This is a genomic window from Chryseobacterium tagetis (genome assembly GCF_016735585.2).
GTDB classification, from domain to species: domain Bacteria; phylum Bacteroidota; class Bacteroidia; order Flavobacteriales; family Weeksellaceae; genus Chryseobacterium; species Chryseobacterium tagetis.
Map to the genome: position 1 here is coordinate 839,786 of NZ_JAERSE020000002.1, position 23,829 is coordinate 863,614.

The 23,829-nt window shown below is 35.7% G+C and carries 24 protein-coding genes and 1 riboswitch; of the genes, 15 read left to right on the forward strand and 9 right to left on the reverse strand.

Annotated elements, in window-relative coordinates; translation table 11 throughout:
• The first annotated feature begins 27 nt into the window (after window positions 1–27).
• From JI747_RS09365 to serS, 5 genes are all read left to right on the forward strand, one after another.
• Window positions 28–1,158, forward strand: a complete 1,131-nt coding sequence (locus tag JI747_RS09365) for a glycosyltransferase (protein ID WP_225688001.1) — start codon at window positions 28–30, stop codon at window positions 1,156–1,158.
• 5 nt (window positions 1,159–1,163) lie between these two features.
• Window positions 1,164–2,417, forward strand: a complete 1,254-nt coding sequence (locus JI747_RS09370) for an MATE family efflux transporter (RefSeq protein WP_225688003.1) — start codon at window positions 1,164–1,166, stop codon at window positions 2,415–2,417.
• 63 nt (window positions 2,418–2,480) lie between these two features.
• Window positions 2,481–4,382 (forward strand): asparagine synthase (glutamine-hydrolyzing), encoded by a 1,902-nt coding sequence (gene asnB / locus JI747_RS09375; protein ID WP_225688005.1) that lies wholly within the window; start codon window positions 2,481–2,483, stop codon window positions 4,380–4,382.
• Window positions 4,383–4,415: 33 nt separating this feature from the next.
• Complete coding sequence (locus tag JI747_RS09380) at window positions 4,416–4,925, forward strand: hypothetical protein (RefSeq protein WP_225688007.1); 510 nt, start codon at window positions 4,416–4,418, stop codon at window positions 4,923–4,925.
• Between the two features lie 90 nt (window positions 4,926–5,015).
• Window positions 5,016–6,296: a serine--tRNA ligase gene (gene serS / locus JI747_RS09385; protein ID WP_225688009.1), complete on the forward strand. Its 1,281-nt coding sequence runs from the start codon at window positions 5,016–5,018 to the stop codon at window positions 6,294–6,296.
• Window positions 6,297–6,353: 57 nt separating this feature from the next.
• On the opposite strand, the gene JI747_RS09390 is transcribed toward serS, so the two are convergent.
• The 9 genes from JI747_RS09390 to JI747_RS09430 form a co-directional block, all read right to left on the reverse strand.
• Complete coding sequence (locus JI747_RS09390; protein ID WP_225688012.1) at window positions 6,354–7,133, reverse strand: hypothetical protein; 780 nt, start codon at window positions 7,131–7,133, stop codon at window positions 6,354–6,356.
• 23 nt (window positions 7,134–7,156) lie between these two features.
• Window positions 7,157–7,924 carry a sulfite exporter TauE/SafE family protein gene (locus tag JI747_RS09395; protein WP_225688014.1) on the reverse strand — a complete coding sequence of 256 codons (768 nt, stop codon included), beginning with the start codon at window positions 7,922–7,924 and terminating at the stop codon, window positions 7,157–7,159.
• On the reverse strand, window positions 7,915–8,367 hold the full coding sequence (locus tag JI747_RS09400) for a FixH family protein (RefSeq protein ID WP_225688016.1): 453 nt from the start codon (window positions 8,365–8,367) through the stop codon (window positions 7,915–7,917). Before JI747_RS09400 ends, JI747_RS09395 begins: the two co-directional genes overlap by 10 nt.
• 8 nt (window positions 8,368–8,375) lie before the next feature.
• Window positions 8,376–9,830, reverse strand: a complete 1,455-nt coding sequence (gene ccoG / locus JI747_RS09405; protein ID WP_225688018.1) for a cytochrome c oxidase accessory protein CcoG — start codon at window positions 9,828–9,830, stop codon at window positions 8,376–8,378.
• 94 nt (window positions 9,831–9,924) lie between these two features.
• Window positions 9,925–10,806: a cbb3-type cytochrome c oxidase N-terminal domain-containing protein gene (locus JI747_RS09410; RefSeq protein WP_225688020.1), complete on the reverse strand. Its 882-nt coding sequence runs from the start codon at window positions 10,804–10,806 to the stop codon at window positions 9,925–9,927.
• Between the two features lie 10 nt (window positions 10,807–10,816).
• Complete coding sequence (locus tag JI747_RS09415) at window positions 10,817–11,014, reverse strand: cbb3-type cytochrome oxidase subunit 3 (protein WP_039370054.1); 198 nt, start codon at window positions 11,012–11,014, stop codon at window positions 10,817–10,819.
• Between the two features lie 18 nt (window positions 11,015–11,032).
• On the reverse strand, window positions 11,033–13,294 hold the full coding sequence (ccoN, locus tag JI747_RS09420) for a cytochrome-c oxidase, cbb3-type subunit I (protein ID WP_225688021.1): 2,262 nt from the start codon (window positions 13,292–13,294) through the stop codon (window positions 11,033–11,035).
• 30 nt (window positions 13,295–13,324) lie between these two features.
• Entirely contained in the window at window positions 13,325–13,519 is a 195-nt protein-coding gene (gene ccoS, locus JI747_RS09425; RefSeq protein ID WP_225688023.1) for a cbb3-type cytochrome oxidase assembly protein CcoS, read from the reverse strand.
• A 109-nt stretch (window positions 13,520–13,628) separates the two neighbouring features.
• Window positions 13,629–16,007 carry a heavy metal translocating P-type ATPase gene (locus JI747_RS09430; RefSeq protein ID WP_225688245.1) on the reverse strand — a complete coding sequence of 793 codons (2,379 nt, stop codon included), beginning with the start codon at window positions 16,005–16,007 and terminating at the stop codon, window positions 13,629–13,631.
• A 90-nt stretch (window positions 16,008–16,097) separates the two neighbouring features.
• On the opposite strand from JI747_RS09430, the gene JI747_RS09435 reads away from it, so the two are divergent.
• From JI747_RS09435 to JI747_RS09480, 10 genes are all read left to right on the forward strand, one after another.
• The gene (locus tag JI747_RS09435; RefSeq protein ID WP_225688025.1) at window positions 16,098–16,811 is read left to right on the forward strand and encodes a Crp/Fnr family transcriptional regulator; all 714 of its coding nucleotides are present in this window, start codon (window positions 16,098–16,100) and stop codon (window positions 16,809–16,811) included.
• Between the two features lie 64 nt (window positions 16,812–16,875).
• Window positions 16,876–17,691 carry a 3-methyl-2-oxobutanoate hydroxymethyltransferase gene (gene panB / locus JI747_RS09440; protein ID WP_039370043.1) on the forward strand — a complete coding sequence of 272 codons (816 nt, stop codon included), beginning with the start codon at window positions 16,876–16,878 and terminating at the stop codon, window positions 17,689–17,691.
• A gap of 3 nt (window positions 17,692–17,694) precedes the next feature.
• Window positions 17,695–18,021 (forward strand): hypothetical protein, encoded by a 327-nt coding sequence (locus JI747_RS09445; protein ID WP_225688027.1) that lies wholly within the window; start codon window positions 17,695–17,697, stop codon window positions 18,019–18,021.
• Window positions 18,022–18,702, forward strand: a complete 681-nt coding sequence (locus JI747_RS09450; protein ID WP_225688246.1) for an RluA family pseudouridine synthase — start codon at window positions 18,022–18,024, stop codon at window positions 18,700–18,702.
• 157 nt (window positions 18,703–18,859) lie between these two features.
• Window positions 18,860–18,959: riboswitch (TPP riboswitch) on the forward strand.
• Window positions 18,960–19,016: 57 nt separating this feature from the next.
• Window positions 19,017–19,223 (forward strand): sulfur carrier protein ThiS, encoded by a 207-nt coding sequence (thiS, locus tag JI747_RS09455; RefSeq protein ID WP_039370032.1) that lies wholly within the window; start codon window positions 19,017–19,019, stop codon window positions 19,221–19,223.
• Window positions 19,224–19,247: 24 nt separating this feature from the next.
• Window positions 19,248–21,059 carry a phosphomethylpyrimidine synthase ThiC gene (gene thiC / locus JI747_RS09460; RefSeq protein WP_225688029.1) on the forward strand — a complete coding sequence of 604 codons (1,812 nt, stop codon included), beginning with the start codon at window positions 19,248–19,250 and terminating at the stop codon, window positions 21,057–21,059.
• The gene (locus JI747_RS09465) at window positions 21,056–21,640 is read left to right on the forward strand and encodes a thiamine phosphate synthase (protein WP_225688031.1); all 585 of its coding nucleotides are present in this window, start codon (window positions 21,056–21,058) and stop codon (window positions 21,638–21,640) included. Before thiC ends, JI747_RS09465 begins: the two co-directional genes overlap by 4 nt.
• The gene (locus JI747_RS09470) at window positions 21,616–22,350 is read left to right on the forward strand and encodes a hydroxymethylpyrimidine/phosphomethylpyrimidine kinase (RefSeq protein WP_225688033.1); all 735 of its coding nucleotides are present in this window, start codon (window positions 21,616–21,618) and stop codon (window positions 22,348–22,350) included. The genes JI747_RS09465 and JI747_RS09470 overlap by 25 nt, the downstream gene beginning before the upstream one ends.
• 91 nt (window positions 22,351–22,441) lie before the next feature.
• The gene (gene thiE, locus JI747_RS09475) at window positions 22,442–23,056 is read left to right on the forward strand and encodes a thiamine phosphate synthase (RefSeq protein ID WP_225688035.1); all 615 of its coding nucleotides are present in this window, start codon (window positions 22,442–22,444) and stop codon (window positions 23,054–23,056) included.
• Window positions 23,053–23,829, forward strand: coding sequence for a thiazole synthase (locus JI747_RS09480; protein WP_225688037.1), 777 nt, complete (start codon window positions 23,053–23,055; stop codon window positions 23,827–23,829). Before thiE ends, JI747_RS09480 begins: the two co-directional genes overlap by 4 nt.

Consider the following 23,829-nt stretch of genomic DNA (forward strand, 5'->3'; position numbering starts at 1 on the left):
ATTTTCTTAGCATAATACACGTTCCGGATGCAAAAAGTACTTTTTTTAACAACCGCTCATCACTACGATGATGACAGAATTTTTTTTCACCAGGCAAAAACGCTTGCTGAAGAAGGTTTTGAAGTTAAAATAAGCAGCCTTTCTTCAGATATGCAGGGAAATCTAGATGGAATTCAGATAGAATCCTATTCTATCCTAGAAAAATCAGTACAGGTAAAAGCTGAAGCTTTTAGAAAGATCTGTCAATCATTTCTGCCTGACTGTATCATTTGTTCAGAACCTATTGCTGTTTTCGCCGCAAAAAAACATCAGAAAGAGAAAAAAGTAAGTATTATTTATGATATCACCGAATGGTATCCTGCAATGTCAATGTTGGAAGCCTATTCTTATCCTGCAAAAATAATTCATGCCATAAAGTTTTTTCTGGTTCAGTTATACGCTGGTTTTTTAAGCACGCATTTTATTTTTGGAGAAAGTACGAAGAAATTTCCTTTAGCTTATTTTTTTCCGTTTAAAAAAAGCATGTTACTTCCTTATTATCCGGATGAAAAATATGTTGTACCAAATGTTAAAAAGCTTTCTCCAAACGAAATAACCCTTTGCTATACAGGAGCATTGTCAGAAGATAAAGGAATAGGTAATTTTTTTAAGACAGTAGATTCCTTGAGAAAAAAAGCACCGGAAATAATTATAAAATTGCTGATTGTAGGAGCTGCAAGAAAAGAAAGTGATGAAAATTATTTTAAAAACCTGCTATCTGAATATAATTTTGAACACATTGAGATCAGAAAACCAACTTCATTCGAGCGTTTTACAGAAACTTTTGCTGATGCAGATCTCTGCTTTGATCTTAGAGAACTCAATTTTGAAAATAACCACTCGTTACCGATAAAACTGTTCTATTATATCGGAGCCGGAAAACCTGTAATATACTCAAACCTAAAGGGAATTCGTGAACATATGGATGTTTCGGGATTTGGGCAGCTTGTTGATCCCCAAAATGCAGAAATTATTTCCGATTTAATTGTAAATTACATCCGGAATCCGGAACATTATTATAACCATGCGGTCAATGCCCGAAAAGAATTTGAAGAAAAATATAATTGGAAGGTAATCCGGAATTCTTTCATCGATTTTGTAAAAAAATCTATTAAATAATTACCATGCAACTCACTGTTGTCAAAACTTTTGTTTCACGTTTTCTGATCCTGATCCTCAGCTTTGGATTGGTAATATTTTCTACCAATATGTGGGGAAGTGAAGGCAAGGGAACGATCTCGATTGTGATTGCCAATGCAGCTATCGTAAGCTTTTTCAGCAGTATTTTTGCAGGAAGCAGTACCTCTTATTTTGCTTCAAAATTTAAAACCGAACAGATTTTAGTATATTCCTATATCTGGTCGGTTATTATGGGAATCTTAATTCCGGTTATATTCAGCTTTGCAGATATTCAGGCTGATTATTTGATGTATCTGATCGGGATTTCAGTTTTTTCTTCGCTCTTATCTGTAAATGTCAATCTGTTTATAGGAACCCGAAATATCAGATTGTTTAATATTTATACCGTTTTACAACAGCTTGTCCATATTCTTTTTATAGGCATTTTTATTTATATTCTAAACCTGAAAGACGTTTCAGTCTATTTCGGAGCACAGATTTGCTGTCTTGCCTTTTTATTTTTCACAAGCTTCATGCAGGTGATCAGAAAATGTAAAATCTCAGAAATCTCCCTGTCCAAAAAAGTATTTAAAAGTATGTTCGAGTATGGATGGAAAACCCAGCTCAGTGCTTTTGTGCAGTTTTTGAACTACAGACTTTCCTTTTATTTTCTTGAACATTTTGAAGGCATTGCAAGTGTAGGTATTTTTTCAATAGGAATTACTTTTTCAGAAGCGATTTGGACGATTACCAGAAGTATTGCTGTGGTTTTATACTCAGATGTTATTAATAGCAAAAGCAGGGAAGAATCAATTCTTAAAACAAAATCTTCACTGAAACTTTCATTTCTGTTAATGCTGATCTTTTTACTCGGCATTATTATCATTCCGGGTTCGGTGTATGAAATGATTTTCGGAAGAGCATTCAGAGGAACAAAAGAAATTATGCTGCTTTTATCTCCGGGCATTCTTGCCATTGCGATCAGTGATATGATAGGCTATTATTTTTCAGGAATAAAAGAACTGAGAATTCTTAATGTGAAATCAATTGTCGGTTTGGTCATTACGGTTGCTTTTTCTTTCTTACTGATCCCGAAGTATGGTATTTTAGGCGCTTGTATTGTGACAACTTTATCATACTCAGTATCGGCTTTGCTGCTGTTCCTGAAATTTTACCGTTCTACGGATTTTAAAATACAGGATTATCTGATTACCAAAGAAGATATCCGTTTAGCCAGAGAAAAATTGATGAAGAAGTAAATATCAGTTTACTTTTTAGAAAATCAGGCGTTTTGCTTATTTTTACCCAACAAAATCAGAAGTATGTGCGGAATTTGCGGTTATTATTCATTTCATAAAAATATTTCATCTAAAAATATTACAGAGATGAATCAGTCGATCAGACATCGCGGTCCCGATGATGAAGGATTCTGGATTTCCGACGGTTCTGAAAGCAGAAACTTTTCAGGAAATAATTCTACGGAAAAGATCAAAAAAGAATTTCCGGTTTTACAGGAGGAGTATTCAAAAATCGCGTTAGGTTTCAGAAGACTTTCCATTCTTGATCTTTCTGAAAAAGGTCATCAACCGATGCTTTCTGAAAATGAAAAAATAGTCATTACCTTCAACGGAGAAATCTATAATTTTAAAAAGCTTAGAAAAGAGCTTGAAGCTTTAGGATATCATTTCCAAAGTCAATCAGATACGGAAGTGATTCTTAAATCATATATAGAATGGGGAACTTCCATGTTTGTAAAGCTTGATGGAATGTTTGCGATTTGTATTGTAGATCTGGAACAGCAAAAAATTATTCTGGGTAGAGATCGGGTAGGACTGAAACCTTTATTTTACAGCAAAAATGAAAACGGATTGATTTGGGCTTCAGAAATCAAAGCCATTCTGAAAAACGAATTTGTAAAACCTGAGATCAACTGGAACGGAGTTTATACCAATTTTCTTTTTCAAACGACCTTGGCTCCTGAAACCTGTTTTCAGCATATTTTTTCACTGGAACCAGGCTCATTAATGAGTATTGATCTTAAGACTCAGGAAATTCTTAAAGAAAAATTCTGGGAACTCTCTTTACAATCGGTTTCTACGATTTCGGAGCAAGAGGCTGTCGAAAAAATAGATCATTTGCTTGCTGAAAGTGTTTCTGAACAGCTTCATGCTGATGTTCCCGTTGCCAGTATGATGAGCGGAGGAATTGATTCTACTTTGATTACTTCAAAATCAAAACCTTTTAAAGAAGATATTAATGCTTTTACCATTTCCTATAAATTTTCTGAAGAGGAGGTGAAAAATGCGTCTTTGGTGGCGAATACTCTTGAAATTCCTCATCATATAAAAAATGTGAGTGATGAAGAAGTTTTAGCAGAGTTGAAAGAAAATATTCAGCATTTTGAAGAACCTTACAGCAGTTTAGAAGTGTTAACAAATGCAGCTGAATACGCTAGAAAATTAGGGTTTAAAGTTGTTCTTAGCGGAAATGGTGCGGATGAACTTTTTGCGGGATATTCTCATTCTTTAAAGCTGAATAAATGGCTTTTTCTAAGGAATTTCAATTTTGTAAGGAATTTTATTGTTACTAATGATGAATTTTCAAAAAAAGTCAAAAATTATTTTTCTCAGGATACAATGTTTGATTTCTTCAGGCAAAGCCAGGTAGGAATGAAACCTTCCGAAGCAAAATCGGTTTTTACATCTGCTGCTTTTAAAAATATTCATTCAGATCTTAAGCAGTATCATTTACAGGAAACCAATGATTATAAAGGCTATTTTGAATATGATATGAAGTATTCGCTTTCATCGCATCATGTTTTCAGAGATGATCTGAGTGCAATGAAATATGGAGTTGAATTCCGTTATCCATATCTGAATAATGATTTAATTGATTTTGTTGCTTCTTTGCCAGAAAATTTGAGGTACAATGGAATTCAGAATAAACCGTTACTGCGAAAAGTTGCAGAAAAATATCTTCCCGAAGAAGTGTTGAAAATGCCGAAAAGAGGATTTTCATTTCCTTTATATGATTTCATTACGAACGAAAATAAGGTAAGAAACTTTATTGAAGAACATTTATCAAGTCTCAAAAAAAGAAATTTTTTCAATGCTGATGTTATCGATGAATGGTGGCAAAATCAGAATGATGTTTATGATTGTGTAAAAATCTGGCAGCTTGTCACTTTTGAGCTGTGGTATCAGAAATATTTTGAAAATCTGTAAGGAGACTAAAAATTAATATTTTACCTTTGTAGTATGAAGAAATCTTTTTGGGGGATATTAATTGCTTTGCTTTCGCTTCTAAGTTGTAGTAGCGGAGATGATGAATCTTTACAGAAAATGGATCAGATTTTTGATTTATACATAAGAGATTCCTCAGGTAAAGACCTTTTAAGTCCTACAAAAGTAGGTTCTTATACGGGAGTTTCATGGAATGATGAATTGGCAGATACTGACGTTGCAAACGTTACATTTAGCCGTAAAATGCTTGCAGATTCCACGTATTATGTGGAATATACGGCAGGAGCAACAAGACAGCTTTATGACGGTACTGATCCTGACAACAAAATTTATCGTTCGGAAATCCAGGTTTCTTTGACCAAAAAAACATCGGAGACCACGACGGATCCTGTAGATATTGATACATTAGAAATCTACTACAGAATGAATCCTTCAGTTTTTGAGGTTTCGAAAGTTTATTACAACAAAGTTTTAAAGTTCTCGAAAGTACCTAATGAACCGAATGTGGTTACAATCATAAAATAATCTTAAATTTGCACGAACAGTTCAAAGTTCGGGGTTCAGAGTTTTAAGTAACTCAACCTTAAACCTTAAACTTTTAAACCTTAAACCTTTATGTTACAAGTCAATTTTTTGCGCGACAACAAGGAACGCGTTTTAGAAGGTCTTAAAAAAAGACAATTCAAGAATCTTGAGTTGGTAGACGAGGCTATTGCTACTGACGAAGAAAGAAAAAAAATTCAGTTTGAACTGGATTCTCAACTTTCCGAAATCAACAAAATCTCCAAAGAAATTGGAATGTTGATGAAAGAAGGGAAAAAAGAAGAAGCTGAATCCGCAAAATCTAAAACAGCACAATACAAAGAGTCGACATCGGAATTGAAATCTCAACTGGAGGTAAAAGAAAAAGCTTTACTGGATATTTTATATAAGCTTCCTAACATCCCAAATGAATTGGTGAAAAGTGGTGCTTCTGCAGATGACAATGAAATTGTTTATCAGTCTCATGATGTGGAAGGGCTAGGAGAAGGAGCAATTCCTCACTGGGAGCTTGCAAAAAAATATAACCTTATCGATTTTGAATTGGGAGTAAAAATTGCCGGAGCCGGTTTTCCTGTGTATTTAGGTAAAGGAGCAAGATTGCAGAGAGCTTTGGTTCAGTATTTTTTAGATAAAAATGTTGAGAAGGGATATATGGAAGTAAATCCTCCTCACGTTATCAATGAAGCTTCAGGATACGGAACAGGACAATTGCCTGATAAAGAAGGTCAGATGTATGAAATAGCTAATAATACAACTGCAGAAACATTGTTTTTAATTCCTACAGCGGAAGTTCCGGTAACGAATTTATACCGTGATGTTTTATTGGAAGAGAAGGACCTTCCGATAAAAAATACAGCATTCTCTCAATGTTACAGAAGAGAAGCAGGTAGCTACGGAGCTCACGTAAGAGGATTAAACCGTCTTCACCAGTTTGAAAAGGTGGAAATCGTAAGAATTGAAAAACCGGAGAATTCTTATGCTGTTCTGGAAGAAATGGTAGAACATATCAAAGAGATTTTAAAGGATCTTGAACTGCCTTACAGAGTATTAAGACTTTGTGGCGGAGATACAGGTTTTGGTTCTGCAATGACGTACGATTTTGAAGTTTGGAGTGCGGCTCAGGAAATGTGGCTGGAAGTAAGTTCTGTTTCTAACTTTGAAACTTTCCAGGCAAATAGATTGAAATGCCGTTATAAAGCAGATGGGAAGTCTCAATTAGTTCATACCTTAAATGGCTCTGCAATGGCTTTACCAAGAATCATGGCTGCTTTGCTTGAGAATAACCAGACAGCGGAAGGAATTAAACTTCCTAAGAAGATTGCTGAGTATGCAAGATTCGATTTGATTAACTAATCAGACTCTATTTTATATAAAAAAACCACCGGAATTTCTCTGGTGGTTTTTGTTTTTTTATTCAGTAACGATAACGATTTTCTTATCTGAATTTGTGAGCTGTTTTTTGGAATCTCCTAACATTTCATCCAAATTATAATCTACTCTGATTGTATGATCATCTACTTTGGTAATCCAGTCATGTTTTCCGGAGATGGACTTTATTTTATTTTCAAACTTTAAAGTTGTACTCATTTTTTTCAGCATCATTTTCATTAGAGAGAATGCTGATTGATTATTATCGGCAGGATCATCCAAATCAAGGCTTTCTCCTCCCGGAAGTCCTTTTCCTGAAAGAATATCTTTAAATCCGTTAATATTCAGATTTTCGGTATCTATTGTAAGAGTTTTGCCATCCCACATATTTAAAGCCATCTGATCAACCGGAAGTTTGTCTTTTTTAGACATTTTTCCGATGGTATTGTAATCTGCTTTTGTAAAATGATCCATCTTCATAGAGAAACCGGCAAGTTCATATTTATCAAAATTAGATTTCATGAATACTTTTTTCATGATTTTGATGGAATCCGGATTAGTGGTTTTTAATTTACCTTCTTTCTTTTCCATTTCATAAAGACTTGTCCATGTTCTTGGAAGTTTTTCCAGTTCGGCAAGTTCTTTTTTATCATTTTTTGTAGAATCCGGCATCATTGATTTGAACATGGTCATGGCTTCTTTCATGTCAATATCCATTAATGCTGTAGATGCTGCATCTTTGTGATAGACGATTTCCGAGTTTATCGTACATGATTGCAGGGCAAAAAGGCTTATGAGAAGTAAAAATAAAGTCTTTTTCATGTGGTGTTATTTGATTTTATAAATTAATGGCAATTTGTGTTGCTATGATTATGTGTACTATGATCTCCGGGTAAATGGCAATCTCCCTGATTATCTTTGGAAACAGACATTGCTTCAGCAGGCGGAGAGATATAAGGAATTCCGAGTTCTAATCCACGAAGAATAAATAATCCTCCTAAAACGATCATCACTACAGGAATAGCTTTTAAAACTTTTACTCTGAAAGCCTGATTCATTAGATTCCCTACCAGAACAACTGCAAACATAAACGGAAGGGTTCCCAATCCAAATAATGACATATATAAGGCTCCCTGCCATATTCCTCCGCTCGCTAAACTTGCCGTTAATGCCATATAAACCATTCCGCAAGGTAAAAAACCATTGAGAATACCTGTGGTAAATCTGGAACGGTAATCTGCTTTCTGAAGAAGTTTTCCTAAATTCGATTTTACAGAAAATAAAAATTTAGAAAAGAAAGGGATTTTTGAAGCAAAATCTTTTCCTCCAAAAGAAAATAAGGCCATAATAATCAACAGAACACCCACTAAAATGGTTAAATATTTTTGGAAACCTGCCATTTCAAATCCTTCTCCAATAATTCCTAAGATCGCGCCCAAAAGAGAATAAGTAAATATTCTTCCGAACTGGTACGTCAGATTTTGAAGGTAATAATTGGTCGCCTGCTTTTTAGTTAATCCCATCGACAAAGCAATAGGGCCGCACATTCCGATACAGTGAAATCCGGATGCGAAGCCTAAGCCGATTGCCGATACAATAAGTGCTATTTCCATATCACATCATAGTCCATTCTGTAGTCTGTTTTGTCTCTGGTCCAAGTCAATCTCAACGTATAATTCCCTAGTTTTAAGACCTGAGTAGGAATGGTAAAAGATTTATTGGCATCAAGCTGTACAGTTCTGTGTATATCTAAATTCTGGTCGTCGGTTCTGTTTAAAACAAATTTTACCGTAGTGTTGGAATTGTCGTAATCTTTAGGGAAAGAAATTATAATTCCGGATTTATCTTGTTTGTATACAGGTTTTTCCTGTAAATCATCTGCTCTTTTTTTAGCATCAATTACATCTTGGTATTTTAGCTCTTCTTCATAATAATTATCCGTTACCATCTCAGAATTTTTCTGTCCGTTTGTGAAAAGAAACATCATCGACAGAATAAAAATAATGAATGCAGCCAGTGCAATTACAATACCGTGTCCCCAACTAAAGTTTTTCATACTAAAAATTAAAATTGTAATTTAAAAGGTCCTTCAAAATACGTCTGGTAAGAATCTACAAGCTTACCTTTCATATCATAAACGCCTATCGTAATATTTTGTTTCGATAATTTCATTTCATTTTCAGGGAAGCTGATATTGATGGTTCCCTTTGTGATCTTATCTCTTTCTACTGTAATCTTGCTCGAAGCACTGTAAATAATTTCTCCGTGTTTTGGCTCGATTACTTTTATCGTTACCACTTTCTTATCATTCGTTTTGTTCAAGAATGTATAATTGTAAGTATTGGTAATTTTTCCGTCTCTCACAAAGAATGTGCTTCCTGCCGGTTTGATGAATTTGGCTTCCATTTCTCCACGGCTGGATAATAAGTAGCCTAAGAATCCTATAAGCGCTAAGAGAAGAACGGCAAAACCTTTCATTCTTCCGGTAAACTTAAATGGAGTTTCTTTTTCGATTTCGTTTTCAGAAGCATATCTGATCAGTCCTTTTGGCAGACCTACTTTTTCCATGACTTCATCACAAGCATCAATACAAGCGGTACAGTTGATACATTCCAGCTGCTGTCCGTCTCTGATATCAATACCTGTAGGACAAACGACGACACATTGATGGCAGTCGATACAATCTCCTTTTCCTGCTGCTTTTCTGTCTTCACCTTTTCTCCATTTAGATCTGTTTTCTCCACGTTTGAAATCGTAGAATACATTTATGGTGTCTTTATCGATCAATACCCCTTGAAGTCTTCCGTATGGGCAAACCAATGTACAAACCTGCTCTCTGAACCAAGCAAAAACAAAATAGAATGCTGCAGTAAACAGAATCATTACCATAAAGTTAGTAGGATTCGCAAACGGACCTTGCGATACAATGTTGAATACTTCCTTATACCCTACAATATACATGAACATAAAGTGGGTAATAATTAAAGAGATAACAATGAAGACCGTCCATTTCAAGCTTCTTTTCCAGATCTTTTCGGCATTCCATTCCTGACGATCCAGTTTCATCTGCTTATTTCTGTCTCCTTCAATCAGGTAATCTATTTTACGAAATATTGATTCCATAAAAATTGTCTGAGGGCAAATCCACCCGCAGAAAATTCTTCCGAACGCAATCGTAAAAACAATAATGAAAATAAGTGACGCAATAGCTCCTAATGTAAGGATAAAAAAGTCCTGAGGATAGAAAGGCTGTCCAAAAATGAAAAACTCTCTGTCAATGACATTAAACAGGATTAAAGGATTACCATTAATCTTAATAAATGGTAATGTAAAATAAATAACAAGTAAAATATAACTTACAATATTTCTGTAGTTGGTATATTTTCCTTTTGGTTTTCTCGGGAAGACCCATTTTCTTTTTCCCGATTGTTCCATTGTGCCAATAGAGTCTCTATAAGTTTCGGGATCGAGCACCTGTCCCTGTCCTCCTCTTGCTTCTATTTCTTCTATTTCTGACATTGTGTAATGTATTTAAAAAAAGAAAAACATAATTCGTTACTATTTTATTCTAATAACCAATTATGTTTTTCATATGACTTAATTTTTTTAAAAATTATTCTTTTTCCCAGTGTGCTTCTGTTCCCTGAGGAGCAGCTCCACCTTGAGCTGGGGTTACTGGAGGTTGCTCTTGGTTGATGTGATATACATATGCTGCAATCTTTTCAATTTCAGCACCAGAAACTTCTCCGTTTTTCCCGAATGGTCTCATTGTAGGGTTGTTAGGAGAACCATTCCAGTCCATATGGAAAACATTTTTGAATAATGTTTTCTCTGGTTGGTTGATCCAGAAATTATCTGTTAGGTTCGGTCCGATACCACCACTACCATCTTCTTTGTGACAAGATGCACAGTTGGTTTTGAATAATTCTTTACCTTCTGCAATATTATCAGCTGAATATTTTGCTGTCTCAATCGTTACTGGAGGCTGGCTTGCATTATAAATTTCAATAGCTGCCATTTGCTCTTTGTATTCTTTTTCATATTCGCTTAACGGGTGAGCGAAATCTGTGAAAGAGAATGCCGCAACATATACAATACAAAAAACAGTCCCAAAATAAAATAAACCTACCCACCATTTTGGTAATTGGTTATCCAACTCCATGATTCCGTCGAAACCATGGTCGATAAGGATATCTTTTTCTTCTGTATCAGATTGCTTTTTGAAAGCTGCATCATACATTCTTCTCAAGAAAGGAATTTTCTTTTCTGCTAAGTATGCTGCTTTTTCTTCTGCAGATAGTTTTTTGAATTTATTATTTTCAATTAAATCTCCAATTGCACTGTGAATGTAAGCCAAGATTGCACTGATGACTACAGTTCCCCAGAAGTAAGGAGACGTCAAAAACGAGTAGCTTTGTACAAACAAATAATAAAAAACTATTAGAAGTCCAATTATTATTAAAATGTTTACAACAACCGGTGTTCTTTGTTTCATAATAAATAGTTTAATTTTTTAAATTAAAATCATCTTCATCATCCTGCAGAGGAGCCTCTTCTTCTTCTTTGTAATATTTTTTAGGTCTGCTAAAAACATATATTATCAAAGCTACGAAGAACAGGATAAAGAAAATCAGAGCCAATGTCTGGTAAAAACCAGCATTTTCTGTATTGGATAAAATATCTTTAAAGTTCTGAGGAATCATAGACTTTTTAACGTTTTATTAGTTATTACTTGCTGTTTTAATTTCAGTTGTTTTGATATCTGTACCTAATCTTTGTAGATAAGAGATAAGAGCTATAACTTCTTTTTTCTCCAATTCTCCTTTAGGTCTGTTAACGTAATTCATTTTTACGTCATTGGCTTCAGAGAAGATATCTTTTACAATTTTCTTAGCTTGGTTATCTGCCCAAGAGTTTGCAGAATCAATCTGAGCTTTAGTATAAGGTACATCAAATGCTCCTTTCATAAGCTGCAGTTTAGCTACCATTTTAGATCTGTCTAAGTCTGTAGCAATTAACCAAGGGTAACGAGGCATGATAGAACCAGCAGATGTAGATCTCGGGTTATACATATGTTTGTAGTGCCAAGAACTTGGGTTTTTACCTCCTTCTCTATGTAAATCCGGTCCGGTTCTTTTTGATCCCCAAAGGAATGGTCTGTCATATACAAACTCTCCTGCTTTTGAGTATTGTCCATTTTTACCGTTGAATCTCGTAATCTCATCTCTGAATGGTCTTACCATTTGTGAGTGACAAGCGTTACATCCTTCTCTGATATAAATATCTCTACCTTCTAATTCTAGTGGTGAATATGGCTTCACTGCAGAAATTGTAGGTACACTCTTCTTAAGAGATAAAGTAGGGATAATTTCTACTGAACTACCAATTGAAATCGTTAAGAAAGATAGAATACCCAATAATACCGGTGTTCTTTCTAACCAAAGGTGAGTTCCTTCTCCTTCTTTTCTGTTTTTGCTGATGTTTGCCAAAGCTGGTGCTTCTGCAGGAACTTCTTTCTGGAATGATCCTTTTCTTACAGTAGCAACAATGTTTACAATCATTAGGATAGCTCCTGAAATATAGAATGCTCCTCCTACAAATCTCATTTTAAAGTAAGGAATAATTGCAGTTACAGTATCTAACCAGTTTTTCCACAATAAAGTTCCGTCCGGGTTGAATTGTTTCCACATTAACCCTTGAGTAAATCCTGAAATATACATTGGTACTGCATAGAAAATAATTCCTAATGTCCCTAACCAGAAATGCCAGTTAGCCAATTTTACAGACCAGATTTTTGTTCTCCACATGATTGGAACCAAGTAGTAGATAACCCCGAATGCCATGAAACCATTCCATCCAAGAGCTCCTAAGTGTACGTGACCAATTACCCAGTCTGTGAAGTGACCAATTTTATTAATGTTTTTAGTTGCCAAAAGCGGACCTTCAAACGTTGCCATACCATAACAAGTAACAGCTACCACGAAGAATTTAAGAATAGGATTTTCTCTTACTTTATCCCAAGCTCCTCTTAAGGTAAGAAGACCATTTAGCATACCTCCCCAAGATGGTGCAATAAGCATGATTGAGAAACCTGTTCCAACCGCCTGAGCCCAAGCCGGAAGCGCTGTATATTGAAGGTGGTGAGGACCAGCCCAGATATATACGAAAATTAATGACCAAAAGTGAATAATAGACAGTTTATAAGAGAAAACCGGTCTGTCTGCAGCTTTTGGTAAGAAATAATACATCAAACCTAAAACCGGAGTCGTTAGTACGAATGCTACTGCATTGTGACCATACCACCATTGTACGATAGCATCTTTTACCCCTGCATAAGCTGAATAAGATTTCCATCCTGTGAAAGATAATGGAACTTCAAGATTATTGAAGATGTGAAGCATAGCTACTGCAATCCAAGTACCGATGTAGAACCAAATTGCTACATACAAGTGTCTTACTCTTCTTTTTGCAATAGTTAAGAACATGTTCGCTCCGAAAATAATCCAAGAGAACGCAATTAAAATATCGATTGGCCATTCGTGTTCTGCATATTCTTTAGAAGTATTAATACCCATAAAGAAAGTAACGAACGTAGCAACGATCATAAACTGCCAAGTCCAGAAATGTAACCAAGATAATGTATCACTGTACATTCTTGTTTTTAATAATCTCTGTAATGAGTAATAAATACCAGTATAAACGATATTACATACGAATGCAAAGATTACGGTATTGGTGTGCAACATTCTGATTCTACCAAATCCGAACGCACCATGAGTGTTTATTAACCCTTGAATATTCCCCGATGCTAAACTTTTAATCGTTGTATCATCAGTTCCGAATAAAAATTCGGGAAGTTCAGGGTAGAAAAGCATTAATGCTGCCGTAAGCCCGAACGTGAATCCAATAAGCCCAAATACTATGGTAGCATAGAGGAATGCACGGACAATGCTATTGTCATAACTAAACTTTTGTGTCTCCATATCAACTATTCACTTTTTTCTTCAATTTTATTATTTTCCTATTTCTTTTTCGTCTGTTTCTTTGTTGCCAACTTCCTCCTCCTTGATCTCATCATCAAAAAGAATTCTGACAGCAGGAGATTCATCATCTTCAAACTGTCCTTTTTTGGCATACACTATAAATACGACCAAGAAAATCGCAGCTAAAGAAACACTGCATAGGATCATTAAATATAGAATATCCATTTGACAACAAAATTAACCTATTTTCGGGGTTCAAATTTAGTGAAAAATAATGACATTCATCACGAAATACGGGTTTTGGCTAATTTAAAATCAGTCTAAATAAGGGCTTTTAAGCCTGTTTTTTGAAGTGTTTTCTTCCCAGGATCCAAGTTGAAAGTGTAGTAAATGAAACTACAGTGATTGAACTTGCGGGCATGATCAATGCAGCGAAAAGCGGATGCATGTGTCCTGTAACTGCGTAACTTAAACCAATAACATTGTAAAGAAAACTGATTATAAATGTCATTTTTACAATGGTGATTGAGCCTTTACATACGTTCAGGTATTTATCGAGAGTCACTACTTTTTCACCATTCATTATTACGTCAGAAGAAGGCGTGAAACTGTTGGTGTCATCCGCAATAGCGATTCCTACATTACTCTGTTTTAGAGCTCCTGCATCATTCAGTCCGTCTCCTAACATGGCAACTTTCAGGTTTTTATCCTGTAAATTTTTAATATAATTCAGTTTATCTTCAGGATTTTGATTGAATGCCATTCCCTGGTGATTAGGAATTAGTTCTTTCAGTTGATTTTCTTCAGAAGAATTATCACCACTCAGAATAAAGATTTTATACTCTGTAAGCTTTTTAAACAGGTTGCTCAGTCCAGGACGATATTCGTTTTTAAAGATGAATTTCCCTAAGAATTCGTTGTTTTTACTGATATAAACAGCGGTCTCTAAGTTTTTAGATTCCTGATTGTTATATTTTGCAGACCCGATTTTATAGATGCTTCCTCTTACATTCGCTTCATATCCTTTTCCCGAGATTTCCATGAAATGTTCAACTGGGAAATACTCATCATTGATATCAATGAATTCATATAATGATTTTGAAAGCGGGTGATTGGAGTTCTTTAATAATGTTTTAATGTTTTGTAAATCAAAATCTTTGATCTCAGAACCTTCGTATTTAATGCTTGATTTTTTTCTGTGAGTAATGGTTCCTGTTTTATCAAAAACAATCGTGTCCAGTTTTGCAATTTTCTCGATCGTTAAAGTGTCTTTTACATAAAACTTATTTCGACCTAAAATCCTCATAATGTGTCCGAAAGTGAATGGAGCAGACAGTGCGAGCGCACAAGGACAGGCGATGATCAAAATCGCGGAAATCACCTGGAACATTTTTTCTAAATCTACCGTTGCCCAGTAAATTCCTGAAATTAAAGCAATCCCTAAAATGATGAATGTGAAATATTTACTGATGTTGTTTGTCAGTGTGTCAAGACCTGTTTCATGTTTTTTAAAGGCTTCTTTATTCCAAAGCTGAGTAAGGTAACTTTGATCAACATCTTTTATAACTTCCAGTTCCAGAGAAGAGCCAATCTGTTTTCCTCCCGCAAAAATTTTATCTCCCGGTTGTTTGCTGATTGTAGCGCTTTCTCCGGTAATGAAACTGTTGTCAATATTTCCTTCGCCATTAATCAAAATAGCATCAACAGGTATGATTTCCTGGTTTCTAACTAAAATTCTGTCGCCGATTTTTATTTCGGAAAGAAGAATATTGTCTTGTTTTCCTGCAAAATCAACCTTGGTTACCGCAATTGGATAAAAAGATTTATAATCTCTGTCGTAAGAAAGTGCATTGTATGTTCTTTTCTGGAAAATCTTCCCTAAAAGCATGAAGAATAAAAGTCCACATAACGTGTCAAAATATCCTGGTCCGTAATCTGTTACGATCTCGTAAACGCTTCGTCCGAAAAGAACAATGATTCCCAAAACAATAGGCACGTCGATGTTAACGATTTTGTTTTTTAAACCGTACCAAGCCGATTTGTAATAATCAGAAGCTGAATAAAATACAACAGGAATAGCCAAAAGACACATTAGAGTTCTGAAAAGCCCTTTATAATGATCCATCCAGTAATCTTCTCCTCCTACATATTCAGGAAAGGCCAGAAACATTCCGTTTCCAAAGGCAAAAGCTGCAATGGCAAATTTTACCAACAGAGATTTGTCAAGATGATCAACATTTTTGTCTGCGGTTTCAAGGCTGATAACGGGTTTGTATCCTAAATTGGTTAAAAAATTAGCTAATTCGCTTAATTTTAATTCGTTATGATTGAAAGAGATCTGTAAGGTTTTTCTTGTGAAATTAACCTGAGAATACTTAATATTTTTATTTAAAGTATGAAGACTTTCTAAAAGCCAGATACATGATGAGCAGTGGATTACAGGGATTTTGAAAGTAACTAAACTGGTTCCGCCTTCTGAAAAATCAGTCACCTTTTCGAAGATTTCAGGCGTGTCTAAATAATCAAACTGAGTAGAATTTTCGTCACTTGGGCGAATTCCGGCTCTTTTATTGAGTTCGTAAAAATTACTTAAATTATTCGTATTCAGAATTTCGTAAACAGACTTGCAGCCGTTGCAACAAAAAATTTTTTCGTCAAACAGAATTTGTTCCTTTTCTATCCCTTGGCCACAATGAAAACAGTTCTCGCTCACCTTCATAAATTATTGAAGCACAAAATTATAACAATTTTTTTTGTTTATCGAGTTAAAAAGTTCTATTTTTGTGATAAATGTCATATTAAAATGCCGCAGGAACAACAGCTCGCTATTGAAGAAAGATTTGCCAGAGTTTTTAATGATAAATCATTCAAAGAAAGACTTTCTAATGCCGATTTTGAGAAATACATTAGCGCAAAGAAAAAAATGAATTTTCAAAAGCACGACATCATTTTCGAAGACGGAGAAATCCCAAAAGGAGTGTACGTTTTAGAAAAAGGTGCTGCTAAACTATCAAAATCTGGAGCTTTTGGAAAAGATCAGATTTTAAGATTTATCAAAGAAGGGGATATCATCGGATATCGCGCCCTGCTTTGTGGTGAAAATTTTCAGGCGAAAGCTGAAGCGATGACGGATGTTGAATGTATTTTCCTTCCTTCAGAAATCTTTATGCATCTTCTGGAAGTTGATCCTCAGCTTTCATTTGTAATGCTTCAGAAAATTTCTTACGAATTAGGAGAATCTTCCAATACAATCACTTTCTTGGCTCAAAAAACAGTGAGAGAAAGACTCGCTGAAATTTTATTGCTTCTTGAACAGAAATTGGGAGTAGATCCGGAAGGGTTTATCAAGATTTCTTTAACAAGAGAAGAGATTGCCAACATTATCGGAACGGCAACAGAAAGTGCCATTCGTCTGATTTCTGAGTTTAAACAAGATAGCCTTATCGAAGTGGATGGGCGAAATATCAAAATTCTTAACCACGACAAATTAATGAAACTAGGTCACGTAGTTTTATAAAAATCATACAAAACTTTAAGTCGGCTCAAGGCCGACTTTTTAACTTTTAAAAAATAGATACATTATGTCTGTTCATTCTGAGATTAAGAAAGTTACCACTGAAACCTTGCGTAAAATGAAATTCGACAAGGAAAAAATTACCATGCTTACGGCATACGATTTTACGACTGCGAAAATGGTGGATGCGGGAGGAATTGATGCTGTTCTGATAGGAGATTCTGCAGCTAATGTGATGGCAGGTTTTGAAACCACATTGCCTATTACTTTAGATCAGATGATTTATCATTCTCAAAGTGTGGTGAGAGGAACCGACAGAGCTTTGGTTGTTGCTGATTTGCCTTTCGGAACTTACCAGAGTAATCCTGAAAAAGCATTGGAATCTGCAGTAAGAATGATGAAAGAAGGAGGTGCTCATGCTGTGAAAATTGAAGGAGGGAAAGAAATCTCAAAATCAATTAAAAAAATTATCAATGCAGGAATTCCTGTAATGGGACATTTGGGACTGACTCCACAATCTATTTATAAATTCGGAACCTATAAAGTAAGAGCAAAAGAAGAAGCGGAAGCTGAAAAACTGATTGCTGATGCTCAATTGTTAGAAGAACTTGGCTGTTTTTCTGTGGTGTTGGAAAAAATTCCGGCAGACTTAGCAAAAAAAGTAACAGAAGCGATTTCAATCCCGACCATCGGAATCGGAGCGGGTCCTCACTGTGACGGACAGGTTTTGGTGTATCACGATATGGTTGGTATGAATAAAGGATTTAGTCCGAAATTTTTAAGAAGATACCTAGATCTTTATACAGAAATCACGGGAGCGGTTGCTCAATATGTAAAGGATGTGAAAAGTGCAGATTTTCCTAACGAAAATGAAAGTTATTAATTAATGAGAAACCAACAGTCTACTCAAGGAATTTTATCGATTATTGCCCTGGTTTGTCTTGCGGCAGGATGGTTTAATTTCTTTTCTCCGGAAATCAATAACTTACTTTCACGAAAAGTGTTTTATGTTTTAATAGGAATCAGCTTTTTTCTTCAGGCACCTTTGCTGAGCAATAAAAACTTTGTGTATGCAATGTATGCTGCGGCTGCCATTTGTGTACTTGGCGGTTTATTTATTCCATTAGGAACAAAATTGGAATCGATTAAAACAATAGGGCTTTTAGGAGGGATTATTCTTTCCATTGTAAACAGGCCTACTTACCGTCAGTAAATCATGGAGGAACAGATTGTTTATGAAGACAACCATCTTTTGGTCGTTAACAAAAAAGTCGGTCAGCTCGTACAGGGAGATAAAACCGGTGATGAATCATTATTAGAATCAATCAAGAATTTTATAAAAAAAAGAGATAACAAACCGGGGAATGTTTTCCTCGGTTTAGTTCATCGTATTGACAGGCCTACTTCTGGTTTGGTGATTTACGCTAAAACTTCCAAAGCTTTGTCTCGCCTTACTCAAATGGTAAAGAATCGTGAGGTAAAGAAAACCTATTGGGCGGTTGTGGCAAAAGAAATGATCCCCAAAACTCAGAGGTTGGTTCATTATTTAAAGAAAAACGAAAAGAATAATAAGGCTATTGTTTTTCCAAAAGCTACTGATGGAGCAAAAGAAGCGATTCTTACTTATAATGTAATTAAAACATTAGATAATTATCTCTTACTGGAAATCGACCTGGAAACAGGAAGGCATCACCAGATTCGAGCTCAGTTGTCAAAAACCGGAGTTCCGATTAAAGGAGACTTAAAATATGGTTCACCCCGTTCCAATCCTGACGGAGGAATTAATCTTCATGCTAGAAAACTGGAGTTTATTCATCCTGTTACTAAAGAAAAAGTAGAAATTGTTGCTCCTGTTCCACAAAATGATGCCATTTGGAGAGCCTGTGAAGATTAATTTTTAATTTAAAAATTTTCGATGTAATGGTCTTTTAAGTTTTTAAGAAATAAAAACGAAACAAAATATAGTAAATAAAGAGCGGTGTTCATACATCGCTCTTTTATTTTTTCTGAAAAACAAAATTTTGCCCATTTCAAAAAAATGTCTACCTTCGTCTCGACTTTAGGGGTGTCTGTTCACAAACAGGCTGAGATTTTACCCTTTGAACCTGATTTCTAGATCATACTAGCGTAGGGAAAAGTGAGATGACTTTGCTGTACATTCTATTGTACAATGGCGGGCATTCCTAAAGTGTATTTAAAAATTTAGGAATGGAGCTCACAATTAACCACACACTCAGAACTTTTGATGTACTTCCCGAAAATCTGGAAGCACTCATTGCTATGGAATTACCTGAAAAGAAAAAAGGTATTGCCGTAGCGCTCAATAATCGCATTATTCCGCAGTCATTCTGGGCGGAAACATTTCTCAACAACAAAGATTCAATTCTAATTATCACTGCTACTCAGGGCGGTTAATCTTTATAAAAAAACAATCATTATATGGCTCATAACATTACACGTTCGCCGTTTCCGAACTCAAAAAAAATCTATGTTGAAGGGACAATTCACCCGATCAATGTAGCAATGCGCGAAATAGAATTAAGTCCCACAAAATTATCCAACGGAACGTTAGAACACAATCCACCCGTTACTGTTTACGATACATCAGGACCTTACACAGACGAAAACTCTGAAATAAATATTGAAAAAGGGCTGCCAAGAATCCGTGAACAATGGATTTTAGACAGAAATGATGTAGAAATTCTGGACGGAATTACCTCGGAATATGGAAAAGCCCGTCTTGGCGATTCAAAACTGGACGAATTACGTTTTTCTTACAATCACAAACCGAAAGTCGCGAAAGAAGGGCAGGAAGTTACCCAATTATACTACGCAAAACAGGGAATTATCACTCCCGAAATGGAATATATTGCCATCAGAGAAAATCAAAGAATCGAGCAGTTGGATTCTGTTTCAAAAGACATGGCTTTTCAGCATCAGGGAAATAGTTTTGGAGCTAAAACTCCGAAAAGCAAAATCACTCCCGAGTTTGTAAGAGATGAAATTGCGGTGGGAAGAGCAATTATTCCAAACAACATCAATCATCCGGAAAGTGAACCGATGATTATCGGACGAAATTTTTTGGTTAAAATTAATGCCAATATTGGAAACAGTGCCGTTTCATCAAGCATCGAAGAAGAAGTAGAAAAAGCAGTTTGGGCTTGCAGATGGGGAGCAGATACAATTATGGATTTGTCTACCGGAAAAAACATCCACGAAACCAGAGAATGGATCATCAGAAACAGTCCCGTTCCGATTGGTACAGTTCCTATTTATCAGGCATTGGAAAAAGTAAAAGGAGTTGCCGAAGATTTAACCTGGGAGATTTTTAAAGATACTTTAATTGAACAGGCAGAACAGGGAGTTTCTTATTTCACAATTCACGCAGGAGTTTTACTAAGATATATTCACCTGACAGCAAAGCGTGTAACTGGAATAGTTTCCAGGGGTGGATCTATCATGGCAAAATGGTGCTTGTTTCATCATAAAGAAAACTTTTTATACACGCATTTTGATGAAATCTGCGAGATCATGAAAAAATATGACGTTGCTTTCTCTTTGGGAGATGGGCTTCGTCCAGGTTCGATTGCCGATGCCAATGATGAAGCACAATTTGCAGAATTAGAAACTCTGGGAGAATTAACTAAAATCGCCTGGAAACACAATGTGCAGGTGATGATTGAAGGTCCTGGTCACGTTCCGATGCACATGATCAAAGAAAACATGGAAAAACAATTGGAAGTATGTGATGAAGCACCATTTTACACTTTAGGGCCATTGACTACGGATATTGCTCCGGGTTACGACCACATCACTTCCGGAATCGGAGCGGCAATGATTGGCTGGTTCGGTTGTGCGATGTTGTGCTATGTAACGCCAAAAGAACATTTAGGACTACCCAACAAAGAAGATGTAAAAGTTGGAGTAATTACCTATAAACTGGCCGCTCATGCAGCAGATTTGGCGAAAGGTCATCCAGGAGCACAATACAGAGATAATGCTTTGAGTAAGGCAAGATTTGAATTCCGTTGGGAAGATCAGTTCAATCTTTCGCTAGATCCGGAAACAGCAAGATCTTATCATGATGAGACACTTCCTGCGGACGGAGCAAAAATTGCACATTTCTGCTCCATGTGCGGACCAAAATTCTGTTCTATGAAAATCACACAGGAAATCCGTGAATCTGCAGAAAAAGGAATGTTCGACAAATCTCAGGAATTCATCGAAAAAGGTAAGGAGATTTATATATGATTATCGTAATCACTCCCGAAGTAGTTGTTGAAAAGGAAACTGAATTGATCAATGAATTATTTCAGGAAGGATTGAATTTGCTTCATGTCAGAAAGCCTTTTATCAATACAGAAGTAATGAGGGATTTTATTCAAAAGATAAACTCTGAATTTCATTCTCAGTTAGTGTTGCACAGTCATTACGATTTGGCGAAAGAGTTTAAGATTTCGAGACTTCATTTCAGGGAAGTTGACAGGCAAAATGGATTGTTTCAAGCTTTTAGAGATAAAATAATTTCAACATCTGTTCATGATATTGAAACTTTTAATGAATTGGGTGCAGAATGGGAATATTCATTCATCAGTCCTGTTTTTCCGAGCATTTCTAAAAAGGGTTACGGAGAAAGTTCGAACATTTTAAATGATCTTAAAAGAAGAGAGAATTCAAAAGTAAAACTGATTGCTTTGGGAGGAATTAATGAAAATAATAGTCATGAAGTTTTTGACAATAATATTAATGGAGTGGCTTTATTAGGAGCTATCTGGGAAAGCAAAGAACCTATACAAGTTTTCAAGAAATGCAGACAGAACGTCCTTTCGTAATGAGTATAGCCGGCTACGATCCAAGTGGAGGAGCCGGCTTATTAGCGGATATAAAAGCCTTTGAACAATTAAAGGTTCAGGGGTTGGGAGTTTGTACGGCAATGACCGTTCAAACGGAATCTGAATGTTTGAGTTTGGAATGGCAATCTTTTAACAAAATTCTTTCAACAATTGATGTCTTGATGAAAAAATATCATGTTGAGGCTGTGAAAATTGGAGTAGTAAAAGATGCTGACTATATAACTCAGATGATAGAAAAAATTAAATCTATTAATGCTGAAGCAAAAATTGTTTGGGATCCAGTTTTGAAAAGCACTTCCGAGTTTTCTTTTTTTGACATCAATACAATTTCAGATTTGAAAAATGTGTTGAAGCAAATGGATTTGATTACTCCGAATTATAATGAATATAAGATATTGCAGAAGGCCAATCTTTTTGAAAGCTCATGTTCAGTCTTAATAAAAGGAGGGCATAGAGAAGATAAAATCGGAACAGATATTTTAATTGAAAACGGGAAAGAAATTTCGATTCAGCCGAATAATAAGACTTCTGTTTACTATCCGAAACATGGTTCCGGCTGTGTGCTTTCTTCCACGATTGCAGCATATTTAGCAAAAGGAGAAAATCTAGAAAATGCCTGTCGAAAAGGAAAACAATACATCGAAAAATTTTTAACAAGCAATCCTACATTGTTGGGATTTCATTCTTAAAAGATTCTGATGTACAATGTATGCTCTTTGCGAACTTAGAAACAGTTAGTAATTAAGAAATCTTAGCGCTCTTAGCGTTAAAAAATAAAAAATGGAAAAATTACAATATATCTCTCAAGGTCTCACCATAGAAGATCAGGAGCTAAATATCAGAAAAGCTCTTGATAACGGTATAAAATGGATTCAGGTTCGCTGGAAAAACGCTCTGGAACAGGAATTCATCAAACTTTGTGAAATTTCAAAAAAATTATGCTCAGACCATCAGACGGTTTGTATCATTAATGACCACGTTCAGATAGCAAAAGCTCTTGATGCCGATGGTGTTCACTTAGGATTAAAAGATACACCGATTGAAGCAGCCCGAAATATCTTAGGTGAAAATAAAATCATTGGAGGGACAGCGAACACAATTTCAGATGTTCTTCAACGAATGAATGAGCCTTGTGATTACATAGGTTTAGGCCCTTTACGATTTACTTCAACGAAAGAACAATTAAGTCCGATTTTAGGATTTGAAGGCTATCAGAAGATCATTGAAAACTTAAAAGAAAACTCTCTAGAAATTCCGAAAATCTTCGCAATTGGCGGGGTTGTTTTAAACAATATCGAATTATTACAGCAAATCGGAATTTACGGAGTTGCAGTTTCAGGGCAGATTACCAATCAGCCTTCAGTTATCAATGAATTTAAAACCATCTTACAATGAAAAATCAACCTTTAATTATAGCAGGAAGAACTTTCGAATCAAGACTGTTTTTAGGAACAGGAAAATTCGGAAACCTTTCAGAAATGACAGATTCCATTATCGCTTCAGGTAGTGAAATGGTCACAATGGCTTTAAAACGCATCGATTCACAATCCTCAGAAGATGATTTATTGAATGCTTTAAAACCGACAAAAACTCACCTTTTACCCAATACATCAGGAGCAAGAACTGCTAAAGAAGCGGTTTTGGCAGCACAATTAGCAAGAGAAGCCTTAGAAACCAACTGGGTGAAACTGGAAATTCATCCCGATCCGAAATATTTACTGCCCGATCCGATTGAGACTTTATATGCAACAGAAGAATTGGCAAAATTGGGATTTGTCGTGATGCCATACATTCATGCTGATCCGGTTTTGTGTAAACGTCTTGAAGATGCGGGAACTGCGGTGGTAATGCCTTTAGGAGCACCGATTGGAACGAATAAGGGATTGAAAACTGTAGATTTTTTAGAAATTATCATCAGCCAAAGCAATGTTCCTGTTGTTGTGGATGCAGGAATCGGGGCGCCTTCTGATGCGGCAAAAGCAATGGAAATGGGAGCAGATGCGGTACTGGTAAATACAGCAATAGCCGTTGCAGGAAATCCTGTAAATATGGGATTAGCTTTTAAAGAAGGCGTGATTGCCGGAAGAAGAGCTTTTGAAGCTGGTTTGGGAGCGATTGCACAACACGCAGAAGCATCGAGCCCACTGACTTCCTTTTTGTTTGATTAA